Genomic DNA, 14,793 nt, shown 5'->3' on the forward strand with positions numbered 1-14,793 from the left:
CACCGAAGCAACCATGCCAGAAACTGAAAACGGCAGCAGGAAGTCAGCAGGACGTGGACGCAATCCTTTGCGGGATCCGCGTGACCGCCGGCTCAACCGGATCGCGGGACCCTCATCGTTGGTGCTCTTTGGCGTGACCGGTGACCTCGCGCGCAAGAAGCTGATGCCCGCTGTCTATGACCTGGCCAACCGCGGCCTGCTGCCGCCGAGCTTCGCCCTGGTGGGCTTCGCCCGGCGGCAGTGGGACAACGAGGACTTCGCGGCCGAGGTCAAGGCCGCTGTGAAGGCGTACGCCAGGACTCCGTTTGACGAGGCGGTGTGGAACCAGTTGTCCGAGGGCATCCGCTTCGTCCAGGGCGAGTTTGATGACGACGACGCCTTCGAGCGGCTGGGCGAAACCATCGATGAGCTCGATGAGCAGCGTGGAACCCGTGGAAACCACGCGTTCTATCTGTCCATTCCGCCCAAGGCGTTTGAGCTGGTCTGTCGCCAGCTGTCCAAGCATGGCCTGGCCCAGGCCGAGGGTGATAAGTGGCGGCGTGTGGTGATCGAGAAGCCGTTCGGTCATGACCTCGATTCCGCCCGGCAGCTCAACGACATCGTTGAATCGGTCTTTCCGCAGGACGCCGTCTTCCGGATCGACCACTATCTGGGCAAGGAGACGGTGCAGAACATCCTGGCGCTGCGCTTCGCCAACCAGCTCTTCGAGCCGCTCTGGAACGCCAACTATGTGGACCACGTCCAGATCACCATGGCCGAGGACATCGGCACCGGGGGCCGGGCGGGCTACTACGACGGTGTGGGCGCGGCCCGCGACGTCATCCAGAACCACCTGCTCCAGCTCCTGGCGCTGACGGCCATGGAGGAGCCTATTTCCTTCAACGCGGATGATCTGCGTGCGGAGAAGGAAAAGGTCCTGGCCGCCGTCAAGCTCCCGGACGATCTGTCCACCCACTCGGCGCGCGGTCAGTTCGCCGGCGGCTGGCAGGGCGGCGAGCAGGTCCTGGGCTACCTGGAGGAGGAAGGCATTCCCGCCGACTCCACCACGGAAACCTATGCGGCCATCCGGGTGGACATCCACACCCGGCGCTGGTCGGGGGTGCCGTTTTACCTGCGCGCCGGAAAGCGCCTGGGCCGGCGCGTGACGGAAATCGCCGTCGTCTTCAAACGTGCGCCGAACCTGCTGTTCCGCGACCACGGCGAGGACGATTTCGGCCAGAACGCCGTGGTGATCAGGGTGCAGCCGGACGAGGGCGCCACCATCCGCTTCGGCTCCAAGGTCCCGGGCACGCAGATGGAAGTCCGCGATGTCACCATGGACTTCGGCTACGGACACTCATTCACGGAGTCCAGCCCGGAGGCGTACGAGCGGCTCATCCTCGACGTGCTGCTCGGCGAGCCCCCGCTGTTCCCCCGGCACCAGGAAGTTGAACTGTCCTGGAAGATCCTGGATCCCTTTGAGGACTACTGGGCCAGCCTCGGCGAACAGCCCGAGCCCTACGCTCCCGGCAGCTGGGGCCCCGCCTCCGCCGACGAACTGCTTGCCCGCGACGGACGAACCTGGAGAAGGCCATGATCGTAGATCTTCCCGACACAACCACCTCGAAGATCTCCAAAAAGATCATGTCCCTGCGCGAGCAGGGCGGCGTCATTGCCCTCGGCAGGGTCCTGACCCTCGTGGTGGTCACCAAGTCCGGCCTGGAGGAGGAGGCCATCGAGGCCGCCAACGAAGCCAGCCGGGAGCACCCCTGCCGGATTATCGTCCTCGCCGATGCCGGGGCCAAGGCCCCCACCCGCCTGGACGCCCAGATCCGGGTCGGTGGCGACGCCGGGGCCTCCGAGGTGATTGTGCTGCGCGGCTACGGTGAACTGGCCGAGGAAAGCGAATCCCTGGTCGCGGCCCTGCTGCTGCCGGACGCGCCGATTGTGGCGTGGTGGCCGCACGGCGCCCCGAAGAGCGCCTGCGAGACCTCCATCGGCCGGATCGCGCACCGGCGGATCACGGATTCGGCCAACGAGTCAGACCCGCAGCTGGCCCTGGAGAACATCCGCCGCACCTACAAGGCCGGTGACACCGACCTTGCCTGGACCCGCCTGACCAACTGGCGGATCCAGCTGGCCGCCGTCCTGGACCAGGTTGACCCCTCGCCGGTGACCGCCGTCGCGGTGGAGGGCGCCTCCGACTCCCCCAGCACCATCCTTCTCGCGGCGTGGCTGACCCTGGCCCTGGATGCGCCGGTGACCATCGTCGCCGATCCGGCCGGAACCGGGATCCGGCGCGTCAGGCTGACCAGGCCCGGTGGCGACGTCCAGCTGTTCAGGCCGGGCCTGTCCGTGGCCGAACTGACCCAGCCCGGCCAGCCCGCCCAGCGCATCTCCCTTCCCCGCCGCAGCCTGCGCGACTGCCTCGCCGAAGAACTCAGGCGCCTCGACCCCGACGAAGTGTTTGGCGAAGTGATTACTATTGGACTGCCACGTACCAACCTAAGGAGTGTCCGTCCCAGTGAGCGCTGAGCCCAGAGTAAGCATCCACCCCGACTCATCCGTTCTGATGGCTGCGATCGCGGCGCGTCTTATTACCAAACTTGTGGACGTGCAGGACAAACACGGTGAGGCGACGGTGGTGCTTACGGGCGGCACGGTGGGGATCGGAACCCTCAGGGCCGTTGCCGACTCCGCCGCCACCATGGCTGTTGACTGGTCCAAGGTGAATTTCTGGTGGGGCGACGAGCGGTTTGTCGGCCGCAACGACCCGGACCGGAATACGGTTCAGGCCCATCAGGCGCTGTTGTCGCACATTCCGGTGGATCCGGCACGGGTACATGAGCCGGGTTCCGCGGATGAGTTTGGCTCGCCCGAAGAGGCCGCCGCTGATTACGCGCGCCGGCTTGGCGAAGCCGCCGCCGCGGAGCACGCCGCCGATACGTCCGATGACCGGCCCGAGAACCCCGCACGGCTGCCGCGGTTCGACGTGGTTCTCCTCGGCGTTGGCCCCGACGCGCATGTGGCCTCACTGTTCCCGGAGCAGGCAGGAATCCGCGAGAAGGAACTGACCGTGGTGGGCGTCCGGAACTCGCCCAAGCCCCCACCGGAGCGGATTTCGCTGACCCTGCCCGCCATCAACACGGCAAGTGAAGTGTGGATGGTGGTGGCTGGCGAGGACAAGGCCGGAGCCGTGGGTCTGGCCCTTGCGGGCGCAAATCCTGTGCAGGTGCCGGCGGCGGGGCCTGCCGGCCGGTCTCAGACCCTGTGGCTGATCGACGAAAACGCCGCCTCACGGGTCCCGGAGCAGCTGGTCCGTAAGGGGCCCGCGAGCTCTTAAGCGTTCAAGCGCTCCAGCCAGCACGTCTTCCGCGTCCTGGCTGGAGCGCCTTTCTTTAACGTATTCGAGGTGGCTCTTGAACCCGTCCTCCGCATGCGCGGGGAGTTCAGGGGGTGCCTCGTTGCGCGTTGCGGCTCCGCCGCAGCGCCTGCAGTCCCATACCGCCGGAATCTGGTCCTCCGGGAGCTTAATGAAAACAGGCCGCGTCTCGTGACCTTTGGCGCACCAATAGGAAACACGAATACGCGGCAAGCGCTCACCTACGACGTCGTTGGGTTGGATTTTGGGTGCTGATCCCTCTGTGACACCCACGCGGGTGCCTCGGAACCCAGAAGTAGCATGAACCATCGGGAACTCCTGGCTACTGGACTGACGGACTGTTTCAAGCCAACAGCCACAGTTTAGTTCGGAGTTCCCGACGGCGGCAGGGTCGTTAGTACCGGTCGTGTAAATTGCGGCAAAAATCCCCGCAGGGGCAAACGCCCGCGATTAAGGGACTAGGAGTCCGCACCTGTGGAGAACCGCAGCAGCAGGCCCAGAGCGATGATCACCACGCCCCACGTGACGCCCAGGATGATGGTGAACCTGTTCAGGTTCCGTTCGGCAACGCCGGAGGAACTCAGCCCGGAGCTCATACCGCCGCCGAACATGTCCGACAGACCGCCGCCCCGGCCCTTGTGGAGCAGGATGAGCAGTGTCAGCAGGAGGCTGGTAATGCCCAGGAGGATCTGCAGAATGACATGAAGAACGTCCACGACGGCCTTTCAGAAGTTGGTGATTGCGGGGGCCACGCCTGGGTCCGGGTTAATCCGTCAGCAGGTGACTCTCGAACCTGACAATATTAGCAAACTCCGCCGGGTCGAGGCTGGCCCCGCCAACCAACACGCCGTCCACGTCCGCTTCGTTCAGGATGGCTGCCACGTTGTTGGCCTTGACCGAGCCGCCGTACAGGAGCCGGGTCTTGGCTGCGACCTCGTCGCCGAAAAGCGTAGCGAGCTCGGCGCGGATTGCCGCGCACATTTCCTGGGCGTCCTCCGGTCCGGCAACCTCGCCCGTGCCAATGGCCCACACAGGCTCGTAGGCGACCACAAGCTCCGCTGCCTGTTCGCCGGTGAGGCCTTCGACGTTGGCCCGGAGCTGGTCCAGGGTGTGCTGGACGTGCGTGCCGGCCTGGCGGATTTCCAGCCCTTCTCCAACACAAAGGATAGGCGTGAGCCCGTGACGGTAGGCGGCCTTGACCTTGGCGTTGAGCACGTCATCGGTCTCGTTGTGGATGGTGCGGCGTTCGCTGTGCCCCACCAGGACGTACTTGCAGCCCAGCTTGTTCAGGAACTGGCCCGAAATATCACCGGTGTATGCCCCGGAATCAAACTGGGACAGATCCTGGCCGCCGTAGACCACAGAGAGCTCATCGCCCTGGACCAGGGTCTGCACACCACGAAGGTCGGTGAACGGCGGGAACACGGCAACTTCCGCGCGCTCGTAATCATGCTTGGCGTCCGACAGTGTCCAGGCCAGCTTCTGCAGCAGCGTGATGCCCTGGACGTGATCCATGTTCATCTTCCAGTTGCCGGCGATGAGGGGCGTGCGGTTGAAGGTGCCGTTCGTTGACTTTGTCACGTGTTCTCCATAAAAGGTCTTGTCAGATGAGCAGCCGGCAGGGCACCCGCAGCCTCGCGGAACGGGTGCCCTGCCGGCTGGAGGATCTAGCGGTCCAGAACGCTCAGGCCCGGCAGTTCCTTGCCCTCGAGGTACTCGAGGCTGGCGCCGCCGCCAGTGGAAATATGGCCGAACTGGTCGTCGGCGAAGCCGAGGGTGCGCACGGCGGCGGCTGAGTCCCCGCCGCCAACCACCGTGAAGGCATCCGCTTCCGTGAGCGCCTGGGCGATGGCCCGGGTGCCGCCGGCGAAGGCCTCAAATTCGAACACTCCCATGGGGCCGTTCCAGAACACCGTTTTGGCGCCCTTGATCCGGGCCGCGAAGGCAGCCGCGGAATCAGGTCCGATGTCGAGCCCGATGCCCCGGGCGCCGAAGCTGCTGCCTTCGATTGCCTCCGCACTCACTGTTTCGTGCTCGGCGTCGGCGGCGAACTTACTGGCCACCACCACGTCGGTGGGGACAACAAATTCGGTGCCGGCTGCCGCCGCGCGCTGGAGGTAATCCTGGACCACGGGGATCTGGTCTTCCTCCAGGAGGCTGCCGGCAACCTTGTGGCCGGCCGCTGCCAGGAACGTGAAGAGCATGCCGCCGCCCACGAGAATGGTGTCGGCTTTGCCGATGAGGTTGTTGATAACGGCGAGCTTGTCCGAGACTTTGGACCCACCGAGCACCACAACGTACGGACGCTGGGTGTCCGTGGTCAGCTTGCGCAGCACCTCGACCTCGGTGTGGACCAGGTCGCCCTGGTAGGACGGCAGCCGGGTGGCGACGTCGTAAACGCTCGCGTGCTTGCGGTGGACGGCGCCGAAGGCGTCATCCACGAACGCACCGTTGTCGCCGGTCAGTGCGACGAGCTCGTCCGCGAAGGCGCCGCGTTCGGCGTCGTCCTTGCTGGTTTCCCGGGCGTCGAAACGGACGTTCTCCAGAACGAGCGCTTCGCCGTCCTGGAGCACTGCGGCCAGTTCCTTCGCCGAGGCGCCCACGGTGTCAGCGGCGAGCCCAACCTTGAAGGTGGCCAGTTCGGCGAGCCGCTCAACGGCGGGCTTGAGCGAGTACTTTTCGTCCGGCGCGCCCTTGGGGCGTCCGAGGTGGGCTGTGACCAGCACGCGGGCACCGGCGTCCGTGAGCTTCGTCAGTACTGGCAAGGAGGCCTTGATGCGTCCGTCGTCAGTTACTTCAGAGCCGTCGAGCGGCACATTCAGGTCACTTCTGACCAGAATGTACCGCCCGCGGACACCATCAGCGATCAGTTCGTTGAGGGTGTGGAATGTCATGTGTCTAACCCTAGCCCAGCTTGGATGCGACGAGCTCCGTGAGGTCGACGAGGCGGTTTGAGTAGCCCCATTCGTTGTCATACCAGGAAACAACCTTGACCTGGTTGCCGATGACCTTGGTCAGGCCGGAGTCGAAGATCGATGAGGCGGGGTCGCCCACGATGTCCGAGGAAACGATCGGCTCGTCGGTGTAGGTCAGGAGCCCCTTGAGTTCCTCGGACTCCGAGGCCGCCTTGAGCGCCGCGTTGACCTCGGCCACCGTGGTTTCGCGGGAGACGGTGACGGTCAGGTCGGTAGCGGAGCCGGTGGGGACCGGAACGCGGATGGCGTAGCCGTCGAGCTTGCCCTTCAGTTCCGGAAGGACCAGACCGATTGCCTTGGCGGCACCGGTGGACGTGGGGACCATGTTGATGGCGGCGGCGCGGGCGCGGCGAAGGTCCTTGTGCGGGCCGTCCTGCAGGTTCTGGTCGGCGGTGTATGCGTGGATGGTGGTCATGAGGCCACGCTCGATGCCGAAGGAATCGTTGATCACCTTGGCCAGCGGGCCCAGGCAGTTGGTGGTGCAGGAGGCGTTGGAGATGATGTGGTGCGCGGCGGGGTCGTAGAGGCCGTCATTCACACCCATCACGATGGTGATGTCCTCGTCCGAGGCGGGCGCGGAGATCAGGACCTTCTTGGCACCGGCGTCGATGTGCTTTTGGGCATCGGCTGCCTTGGTGAAGAAACCCGTGGACTCGATCACGACGTCGACGCCGAGTTCGCCCCAGGGCAGGTTGGAGGGGTCGCGCTCAGCCAGGACCTTGATGATTTGGCCGTTGACAACGATGTTGCCGTCCTTGACCTCGACGGTTTCCTTCAGGCGGCCGCCCACGGAGTCGTACTTGAGCAGGTGGGCAAGGGCTTCGGGGCTGGTGAGGTCGTTGACTGCAACGATCTCGAGGTCCGCTCCCTGGGCCAGGGCTGCGCGGAAGTAGTTACGGCCGATGCGGCCGAAGCCGTTAATGCCAATACGGGTCGTCACGTTTTCAGTCTCCTTGGTGCTGTTCAAGCACGACTAGTTGAGTCAGGCGTTCAAGCCAACTAACAGATCCCGCACGCCATTGGGCAGAGATGATTACCAGATCGGAGGGCGACCAGCCACGTTGCTGAAGGCTAACCGCCTTCCGTGATCCATCTTACGTTTAAGTGGGTCCGCCCCCGCAAGTGCGGGGGCGGACCGTCCACAATTCGGCCAATATCGACCTAAATGTGAAGTTTGTTACAGCCGGATGTGTCCCGGGTCACCGTCAGAGGGTAATGAGGCCGGTGGCGTTCTTGCGTGCGGCGTCGAAGCGCTTGGCGACGTCGGCCCAGTTGACGATGTTCCAGAAGGCCTTGACGTAGTCGGCCTTGACGTTCACGTAGTCCAGGTAGAAGGCGTGCTCCCACATGTCGAGCATGAGCAACGGGGTAGTGCCCAGTGCGACGTTGCCCTGCTGATCGTAGAGCTGCTCGATGACCAGGTTCCCGCCGATGGGCTCGTAGGCCAGGAAGCCCCAGCCGGACCCCTGCAGGCCAAGGGCCGCTGCGGTGAACTGGGCCCGGAAGGCGTCGAAGGAGCCGAAGGCGTCGTCGATGGCGGCCGCCAGCTCACCTTCGGGCTTGTCGCCGCCGTCCGGTGAGAGGTTCTTCCAGAACACGGAGTGGTTGATGTGGCCGCCGGTGTGGAACGCGAGGTCCTTGGAGAGGCGGTTGATGTTGGCGAAGTCGCCCTTCTCGCGCGCTTCGGCCAGCTGGGACAGGGCGTTATTGGCGCCGGCGACGTAAGCGGCGTGGTGCTTGCTGTGGTGCAGCTCCATGATCTTCGCGGAGATGTGGGGCTCCAGCGCTGCGTAATCGTAGTCAAGGTCGGGCAGTACGTACTCGGTCACAAAATCCTCCAATGTCGTGGACGGTTGTCCGGTTCGGTAACTCTCGGATTGTGCATCCGGATGAATTGCTCATCCGGAAATCTTGAGGTGCCGGAACACCCGGCGTTCCCGCGGCGTCCGTGGGGCACAACCACCGGCGCGCGCAGGGTATTTCCAACACCAGGTCACGATTCTAGGGGTGCTCCCTACTCGTCGAGCATTTCCGGCGTCACATTGGCCTCGGTGCCCGGGACACCCAGGTCCAGTGCCCGTTTGTCCGCCATGGCCAGGAGCCTGCGGATCCTCCCCGCAATGGCGTCCTTGGTCATGGGCGGATCGGCCAGGCGGCCCAGTTCGTCGAGGCTGGCCTGCTTGTGGGCGACGCGCAGTTCACCGGCGTACTTGAGATGGTCCGGGACGTCATCGCCCAGGATTTCCAGGGCGCGGTCCACGCGGGCGCCGGCGGCCACCGCGGCCTGTGCGGAGCGGCGCAGGTTGGCGTCATCGAAGTTGGCAAGGCGGTTGGCCGTGGCCCGGACCTCCTTGCGCATGCGGCGTTCTTCCCAGACCATGAGCGCGTCGTGCGCGCCCATCCTGGTCAGCAGCGCGGCGATCGTGTCGCCGTCGCGGATCACCACCCGGTCCACTCCCCTGACTTCACGTGCCTTGGCCTGGATCCCAAGCCGGCGGGCAGCGCCCACGAGCGCCAGGGCGGACTCCGGCCCCGGACACGTGACCTCCATGGAGGAGGACCGGCCGGGCTCGGTCAGGGAGCCGTGGGCCAGGAAGGCGCCGCGCCAGACCGCTTCGGCGTCGGCGGCGGAGCCGTTGACCACCGCTGAGGGCAGCCCCCTGACGGGACGGCCGCGGGTGTCCAGCAGACCGGTCTGGCGGGCGAGGGCCTCGCCGTCGCGGACCACGCGCACCACGTAACGGTTGCCCCGGCGGAGGCCGCCGCCGGACACCACAATGATCTCGCTCTGGTGGCCGTACACCTCGGCGATGGCCGCCCGGAGGCGTCGCGCGGTGGACGCCAGGTCCACCTCCGCCTCGATCACGATCCGGCCGGAAATAATGTGCAGGCCGCCGGCGAAGCGCAGCATAGCCGAGACTTCAGCCTTGCGGACCGAGGACTTCTTGATGTCCAGGCGGGACAGTTCTTCTTTGACTGATGATGTCAGTGCCATGGCACCTTCCTAACTGTTCCCGAAAATATCGTGGTACGCCGTTGCCAGACGCAGGGGGTCGTGGATCGGACGGCGGTTCGACGCCCCCACTTTACCCAACACAACCTCGGCTCCCAGCATCCCGGCCGCACGCTTGAACTCTTCGACGTCCGGCACGGACGCGGGATCCGCAAGGACGACGTCGATGGTGAAGTCCGGCGCGTAGTTGCGCAACTGGTGCAGATGGTCGGCAGCGGACATGCCCCACGTTTCCTTGGTGTCCGTTGCCAGGTTCATGGTGAGGCATCGTTTGGCAGGGGTGCTGCAGAGCGCGTCGCGTATTTCCGGCAACAGCAGGTGCGGCAGCACGGAGGTGAACCACGAGCCCGGTCCCAGGATGATCCAGTCGGCGAGCTCAATGGCTGTCAGGGCTTCGATGCACGCCGGCGCCGATTCGGGCAGGAGCCGAACACTCTCCAGCGAACCCGCCACCGCGCACTTGGCCTGACCGGTGACCGTTTGCAACGTGTGGCTTCCGTCGGGCCCCGGGACCCGCGCCTGGCCCTCAATGGTCAAGGGAACGGTGGACATGGGCAGGACCTGACCGCGGGCGCCCAGCAGCGCCCCGGCCCACTTGAGGCCCGCCACGGTGTCGCCCAGCAGTTCCCAGAGCGTCACGATCAACAGGTTTCCCATGGCGTGTTCGTCAAGCGAGCCGCCCGGGCCCTTTCCCGGCTTGAACCGGTGCTGCATGACGTCCCGCCAGGTGCGGCCCCAGTCGGTGTCGTCGCACAGTGCGGTGAGCGCCATCCGGAGGTCTCCCGGCGGGAGGACACCGTACTCTTCCCGGAGACGGCCGGATGATCCGCCGTCGTCCGCCACGGTGACGATGGCGGTCAGCTCAGAGGTGAGGAGCCGCAGTGCCGACAGCGAGGCGGACAGGCCATGGCCGCCGCCGAGCGCGACAACGGAAGGTCCCTTCTCCAGTTGCGCGCCGGTGGTGCCGCTGGCAGGCGGAACCAGGGGCAACGGCCCGGTAAGCAGTCCCATTACTCGCGGCCCAGATCCCGGTGTGTGGTGGTGACGGTGACCCGCGGATACTGCGCCAGCTTCTTGGACAGCTCCATGGCCACGGCCACTGAGCGGTGCTTTCCACCCGTGCACCCCACGGCAATGGTGGCGTAGTGCTTGTTTTCCCGCCGGTACCCGTCAAGGACGGGCTCGATGGCCAGCACGTAGCGGTCCACGAAATTGCGGACGCCCTCGGCCTCCAGCACGTAGTCGCTGACGTCCTTGTCCAGGCCTGTGTGCGGGCGAAGCTGAGGGACCCAGTGCGGGTTCGGAATGAAGCGCGCGTCCACTACAAAGTTCGCGTCAACGGGCAGCCCGTATTTGAACCCGAAGCTCATGACGTTCAAACGAATGGCGACCGGACCGGTTTCGCTGAAAAGCTCCGTGATGGCGGTGGCCAGGGCATGGACATTGAACTCGGAGGTGTCCAGGACAATGTCCGAGGCGTCGCGGAGTTCCTTCAGCAACTGGCGCTCGGCGGCGATGCCGTCCAGGATCCTGCCGCCCTCCTGCAGCGGATGGGGCCGCCTGCCCTGTTCGAACCTGCGGACCAGGACGTCGTCGTTGGCGTCCAGGAAAAGCACCCGGAAGGTGACTCCGCTTGCCTCAAGCGTTCCGAGGGCGGCCCTGATGTCGGCGAACAGTGCCGTGCTGCGGACGTCCACCACCACGGCGAGCTTCGGGATGGACTGCGGCGCATGCGACACGAGCTCGGCCAGGGTGCCAAGCATCTGCGGCGGAAGGTTCTCCACCACATACCAGCCGTGGTCCTCCAGCGCGTCCGCGGCGGTACTGCGCCCGGCCCCGGACATCCCCGTCACGACGAGCAGCTCCGCTTCAACGGGCTTGACGGGCGTCATGCCGTCCTGCTCCACCTCGGATTCTGCCGTTGACTCTGCCATCAGTGAAGCCCCATTTCTGCTGTGTGGTTCCGCGCAAGCGCACGTGCCGGTTCAGGTCTTTACCCTAGCTAAGTTTCAAGGATTTCGCCGGTGGTCATGTTGATTGCCGGTTCGCTTGTCCCGGGAGCGGCGGCGCCGGTGCTGAAATGGCTCACGATGGCATCGGCCAGGGAGGGGCCGATCCCCCTGGCCGAGGTCAGCTCCGCGGCGGTGGCGGTCCGGATGCTCTTGACGGAGCCGAACTGCGCCAGGAGCGCTTTTCGCTTGGCCTCCCCGAGCCCGCGGACGCCATCAAGGGCCGAGACGGTCATGGCCTTGCCGCGCTTTTGCCGGTGGAACGTGATGGCGAAGCGGTGCGCCTCATCACGGATCCGCTGGAGCAGGTAGAGCCCTTCCGAGGTCCGGGGCAGGATCACGGGAAAATCGCTGTCCGGCAGCCAGACCTCCTCCAGCCGCTTGGCAAGGCCCACAACGTAGACATCCTCGATGCCAAGTTCGGCCAGTGCCCGCGCCGCCGCATTGACCTGTGGCTTCCCGCCGTCCACCACCACGAGGTTCGGCGGGTAGGCAAACTTGGCCCGGGGCGCCGGCGTGGTGGTGTCCTGGACGGACGCGTCTGCCAGGGCCTGCAGCGCCGCCTGATGACCGGGCAGCCGGGCGGCCTCGGCCTGGGTGCTCTTCTCCTCGAGGTAGTGCCGGAAGCGGCGTGTCAGGACGTCATGCATGGCCGCGGTGTCGTCAACCGCGGCCGCGCCGGTGATGGAAAACTTCCTGTAATCGGACTTCTTCGGCAGTCCGTCCTCCACCACCACCATCGACGCGACCACGTTGGTTCCCTGGACATGGGAGATGTCGAAGCACTCGATCCGGAGCAGGGCAACGGGCAGGTCCAGGGCTTCCTGCAGTTCCTGCAGTGCGAGGGACCTGACCGTGAGGTCGCCCGCACGGCGCGACTTGTGCAGCGTCAGGGCATGCTCGGCGTTTTCGCGCACAGTGGACATCAAAGCCGCCTTGTCGCCCCTCCGGGGGACCCTGATGTCCACCCTGGCGCCGCGGATGCCGGCCAGCCACTCGGACAGTTCCGCTGCGTTGCTTGGTTCCTCGGGGACCAGCACTTCCCTGGGTATCCGTCCCTGGCTTTCGCCGTCTTCCCCGTAGACCTGCTGGAGCAGATGTTCCACGAGGTCCGGCGTGGTGGAATCCTCGACTTTTTCCACCACCCAGCCGCGCTGGCCCCGGACCCGGCCGCCGCGGACGTGGAAGACCTGGACGGCTGCCTCGAGCTCGTCCTCGTGGAGGGCGAACACGTCAGCATCGGTGTCCTCGCCGAGCACCACGGCGTTGCGTTCAAAGACCTTCCGCAATGCAATGATGTTGTCCCGGAGCCGCGCCGCGCGCTCGTAGTCGAGCTCCGCAACCGCCGCAGCCATGTCCTTTTCCAGGCGTGCGATGAAGCGCTTGGCCTCGCCGCCCATAAACGAGCAGAAGTCTTCGGCCAGCGCCCGGTGTTCCTCGGCCGTGACGCGGCCCACGCACGGGGCCGAGCATTTGTCGATGTACCCCAGCAGGCAGGGCCTGCCACTGGCTTGAGCCCGCTTAAGCACGCCGGGGCTGCAGCTGCGGACCGGGAAGACGCGCAGCAGGGTGTCCATGGTTTCCCGGATGGCACCGGCCGTGTAGGGGCCAAAGTACCGGGTTCCTTTTTTGCGCTCCCCGCGCATCACCTGAACCCGCGGGAACTTCTCCCCCATGGTGACGGCCAGATACGGGTAGGTCTTGTCATCCCGGAAGACGACATTGAAGCGCGGCTTGAATTCCTTGATCCACGTGTATTCCAGCTGAAGCGATTCCAGTTCGCTTCCGACGACGGTCCACTCCACGCTGCTTGCCGCGTGCACCATGGCGTGCGTCTTGGGCAGCAGGCCCGCGGGGTTCGTGAAGTACGAATTCAGCCTCGAACGCAGGCTCTTGGCCTTGCCCACGTAGATGACCCGCCCGTGCGGATCCCGGAAACGGTATACCCCCGGGTTGGTCGGAATTTCACCCGTCCGGGGTCGGTAAGTCGCTGGATCTGCCACGGTTCAAGTCTACTGAGGCCGGACCGTTCCCCCGGACGCGGCCCGCCTACTCAATGGACTTGCTCTGGTTGTAGCTGGTGGAGCGCTGCTGGCCGCTCAATTCGGCGATGGCATCCATGATGCGGTCCGTTACCTGCCGGCGCGCGGGAAGGGAGTGATCTGGTCCGGTCTTTTCGAAGTAGAGCGGTTCACCCACCTTCATGGTGAAGTGCTGGGGCTTCACCGCGTTGCTGCCGGCGGGCTGAAGGTTCTGGGTGCCGATGAGGCCAACAGGGATCACGGGGGCGCCCGTGGTCAAGGCCAGCCAGCCCACACCCGTGCGCCCGCGGTACAGGATCCCGTCCCGGGAACGGGTTCCTTCCGGGTAGATTCCAATGCCGTTGCCGGCTTCGAGGATGTCCAGCAGCGTCTTCAGTGCCTGGACACTTGCGGCCTGTTCGCCGCGTTCCACCGGGATGGAGCCAACAGCCTCGAAGAAGGATTTCATGACCCGCCCTTTGACCCCGCCGGTGGTGAAGTATTCGGCCTTCGCAAAAAACGCCACGGGCCGGGGCATGAGGGCCTGGACGATCACGCTGTCCAGGAAGGAGAGGTGATTGGGCGCCACGATGAACGGACCCTCCCGGGGCACGTTCTCCAGCCCGATGACCGTGGGCCGGCAGGTCCCGGAGATCAGCCCGCGGGTGGTCCAGCGGATCGCATCAAACAGTGCCATCGTCAGGCACCTCACTCAGGGCTGAATTCCGGACCTCGTCCATGGCGTCGATGGCGGCCACAAGACCGGCGGTGGTGTGAACGATCGCCACGGCGCCCGCTTCATCAAGTTCGCCGTGCGGGGCGAAGCCCCAGCTGACGCCGATGCAGTCGAGCCCGTTTGCCATGGCGCCCGCTACGTCCTGGGCGCGGTCCCCCACCATCACGGCGTGCTGGGTCCGAAGATCGGCCAGGGCGGCCGCCACAATCCCGGACTTCCCCGGCGGGACAGCGGCGTGGGCCGCTTCGTCGTCCGCTGAGCCGCGGATGAAAAGAAAGGAGGCTGCAATGCCGTGGTGTTCCAGGACGGTCCGGGCCAGGCCCTCCGGCTTCTGGGTTGCCACCGCGATGGGACGGCCCGCCGCGGCGTAGTCCTCCACCAGTTCGCGGATCCCCGGGTACAGGCGGCTCTGGGCAATGCCCGTTTCGCGGTAATACGTGCGGTAGAGGCCGATGACCTGCCCCAGCAGCTCGGCCGGGACCCCGGCGACGTTCAGCAGGGAATCGCTGAGTTTCGGGCCGATCATCGCATCCAGCTGGGCCTGGGCCGGAACCCTGAGGCCAAGTTCACTGAGGGCCGCCGAGATTCCATCCGTTATTCCACCGGCCGGATCGACAAGAGTGCCGTCCAGGTCGAAGATCACGGGCACTGTTGATTGGGTCACCGGCTTAGTTTCTC

15 protein-coding genes are annotated in these 14,793 nt (G+C 65.6%); 3 read left to right on the plus strand and 12 right to left on the minus strand.

From position 1 onward, the window contains the following. The first annotated feature begins 13 nt into the window (after nucleotides 1–13). Genes zwf through pgl form a run of 3 tightly spaced genes read left to right on the plus strand, consistent with a single transcriptional unit; the run spans nucleotide 14 to nucleotide 3,322 of the window. Nucleotides 14–1,576 carry a glucose-6-phosphate dehydrogenase gene (gene zwf, locus ACP4XC_RS11695; RefSeq protein WP_427169738.1) on the plus strand — a complete coding sequence of 521 codons (1,563 nt, stop codon included), beginning with the start codon at nucleotides 14–16 and terminating at the stop codon, nucleotides 1,574–1,576. Then, nucleotides 1,573–2,514, plus strand: a complete 942-nt coding sequence (locus ACP4XC_RS11700) for a glucose-6-phosphate dehydrogenase assembly protein OpcA (RefSeq protein ID WP_427169740.1) — start codon at nucleotides 1,573–1,575, stop codon at nucleotides 2,512–2,514. The genes zwf and ACP4XC_RS11700 overlap by 4 nt, the downstream gene beginning before the upstream one ends. Beyond that, nucleotides 2,504–3,322 (plus strand): 6-phosphogluconolactonase, encoded by an 819-nt coding sequence (gene pgl / locus ACP4XC_RS11705; protein WP_427169742.1) that lies wholly within the window; start codon nucleotides 2,504–2,506, stop codon nucleotides 3,320–3,322. The genes ACP4XC_RS11700 and pgl overlap by 11 nt, the downstream gene beginning before the upstream one ends. Here the strand turns inward: pgl and ACP4XC_RS11710 are convergent. The 12 genes from ACP4XC_RS11710 to ACP4XC_RS11765 form a co-directional block, all read right to left on the minus strand. Next, entirely contained in the window at nucleotides 3,275–3,670 is a 396-nt protein-coding gene (locus ACP4XC_RS11710) for an RNA polymerase-binding protein RbpA (RefSeq protein ID WP_427169744.1), read from the minus strand. The two genes, pgl and ACP4XC_RS11710, sit on opposite strands and share 48 nt — an antisense overlap. A gap of 149 nt (nucleotides 3,671–3,819) precedes the next feature. Next, nucleotides 3,820–4,077: a preprotein translocase subunit SecG gene (gene secG / locus ACP4XC_RS11715; protein WP_427169746.1), complete on the minus strand. Its 258-nt coding sequence runs from the start codon at nucleotides 4,075–4,077 to the stop codon at nucleotides 3,820–3,822. 49 nt (nucleotides 4,078–4,126) lie between these two features. Continuing rightward, a complete protein-coding gene (gene tpiA, locus ACP4XC_RS11720; protein ID WP_427169748.1) occupies nucleotides 4,127–4,942 on the minus strand; it encodes a triose-phosphate isomerase in 816 nt (271 codons plus the stop codon). An 86-nt stretch (nucleotides 4,943–5,028) separates the two neighbouring features. Further along, nucleotides 5,029–6,255 (minus strand): phosphoglycerate kinase, encoded by a 1,227-nt coding sequence (locus tag ACP4XC_RS11725; RefSeq protein ID WP_427169750.1) that lies wholly within the window; start codon nucleotides 6,253–6,255, stop codon nucleotides 5,029–5,031. Nucleotides 6,256–6,265: 10 nt separating this feature from the next. Continuing rightward, nucleotides 6,266–7,276 (minus strand): type I glyceraldehyde-3-phosphate dehydrogenase, encoded by a 1,011-nt coding sequence (gene gap / locus ACP4XC_RS11730; RefSeq protein WP_427169752.1) that lies wholly within the window; start codon nucleotides 7,274–7,276, stop codon nucleotides 6,266–6,268. 265 nt (nucleotides 7,277–7,541) lie between these two features. Next, entirely contained in the window at nucleotides 7,542–8,165 is a 624-nt protein-coding gene (locus tag ACP4XC_RS11735; protein WP_427169754.1) for a superoxide dismutase, read from the minus strand. A gap of 185 nt (nucleotides 8,166–8,350) precedes the next feature. Continuing rightward, nucleotides 8,351–9,331, minus strand: coding sequence for a DNA-binding protein WhiA (gene whiA / locus ACP4XC_RS11740; RefSeq protein WP_427169756.1), 981 nt, complete (start codon nucleotides 9,329–9,331; stop codon nucleotides 8,351–8,353). A 9-nt stretch (nucleotides 9,332–9,340) separates the two neighbouring features. Continuing rightward, on the minus strand, nucleotides 9,341–10,360 hold the full coding sequence (locus ACP4XC_RS11745) for a gluconeogenesis factor YvcK family protein (protein WP_427169758.1): 1,020 nt from the start codon (nucleotides 10,358–10,360) through the stop codon (nucleotides 9,341–9,343). Then, on the minus strand, nucleotides 10,360–11,283 hold the full coding sequence (rapZ, locus tag ACP4XC_RS11750) for an RNase adapter RapZ (protein WP_427169760.1): 924 nt from the start codon (nucleotides 11,281–11,283) through the stop codon (nucleotides 10,360–10,362). Before rapZ ends, ACP4XC_RS11745 begins: the two co-directional genes overlap by 1 nt. 68 nt (nucleotides 11,284–11,351) lie before the next feature. Further along, on the minus strand, nucleotides 11,352–13,361 hold the full coding sequence (uvrC, locus tag ACP4XC_RS11755; RefSeq protein ID WP_427169762.1) for an excinuclease ABC subunit UvrC: 2,010 nt from the start codon (nucleotides 13,359–13,361) through the stop codon (nucleotides 11,352–11,354). 46 nt (nucleotides 13,362–13,407) lie between these two features. Continuing rightward, the gene (locus tag ACP4XC_RS11760; RefSeq protein ID WP_427169764.1) at nucleotides 13,408–14,076 is read right to left on the minus strand and encodes a lysophospholipid acyltransferase family protein; all 669 of its coding nucleotides are present in this window, start codon (nucleotides 14,074–14,076) and stop codon (nucleotides 13,408–13,410) included. Next, nucleotides 14,063–14,779: an HAD hydrolase-like protein gene (locus tag ACP4XC_RS11765; RefSeq protein WP_427169766.1), complete on the minus strand. Its 717-nt coding sequence runs from the start codon at nucleotides 14,777–14,779 to the stop codon at nucleotides 14,063–14,065. The genes ACP4XC_RS11760 and ACP4XC_RS11765 overlap by 14 nt, the downstream gene beginning before the upstream one ends. Between the last annotated feature and the right edge of the window lie 14 nt (nucleotides 14,780–14,793).

The organism is Arthrobacter sp. 92 (genome assembly GCF_050260325.1).
In the GTDB taxonomy this organism is placed as follows: domain Bacteria; phylum Actinomycetota; class Actinomycetes; order Actinomycetales; family Micrococcaceae; genus Arthrobacter.

Excerpts from the sequence above, each read along its gene's own strand:
- ACP4XC_RS11725 (WP_427169750.1), bottom strand. The coding sequence starts at position 6,255 with ATGACATTCCACACCCTCAACGAACTGATCGCTGATGGTGTCCGCGGG.
- ACP4XC_RS11745 (WP_427169758.1), bottom strand. The coding sequence starts at position 10,360 with ATGGGACTGCTTACCGGGCCGTTGCCCCTGGTTCCGCCTGCCAGCGGC.
- ACP4XC_RS11700 (WP_427169740.1), top strand. The coding sequence starts at position 1,573 with ATGATCGTAGATCTTCCCGACACAACCACCTCGAAGATCTCCAAAAAG.
- ACP4XC_RS11760 (WP_427169764.1), bottom strand. The coding sequence starts at position 14,076 with ATGGCACTGTTTGATGCGATCCGCTGGACCACCCGCGGGCTGATCTCC.
- ACP4XC_RS11710 (WP_427169744.1), bottom strand. The coding sequence starts at position 3,670 with ATGGTTCATGCTACTTCTGGGTTCCGAGGCACCCGCGTGGGTGTCACA.
- zwf (WP_427169738.1), top strand. The coding sequence starts at position 14 with ATGCCAGAAACTGAAAACGGCAGCAGGAAGTCAGCAGGACGTGGACGC.
- whiA (WP_427169756.1), bottom strand. The coding sequence starts at position 9,331 with ATGGCACTGACATCATCAGTCAAAGAAGAACTGTCCCGCCTGGACATC.
- rapZ (WP_427169760.1), bottom strand. The coding sequence starts at position 11,283 with ATGGCAGAGTCAACGGCAGAATCCGAGGTGGAGCAGGACGGCATGACG.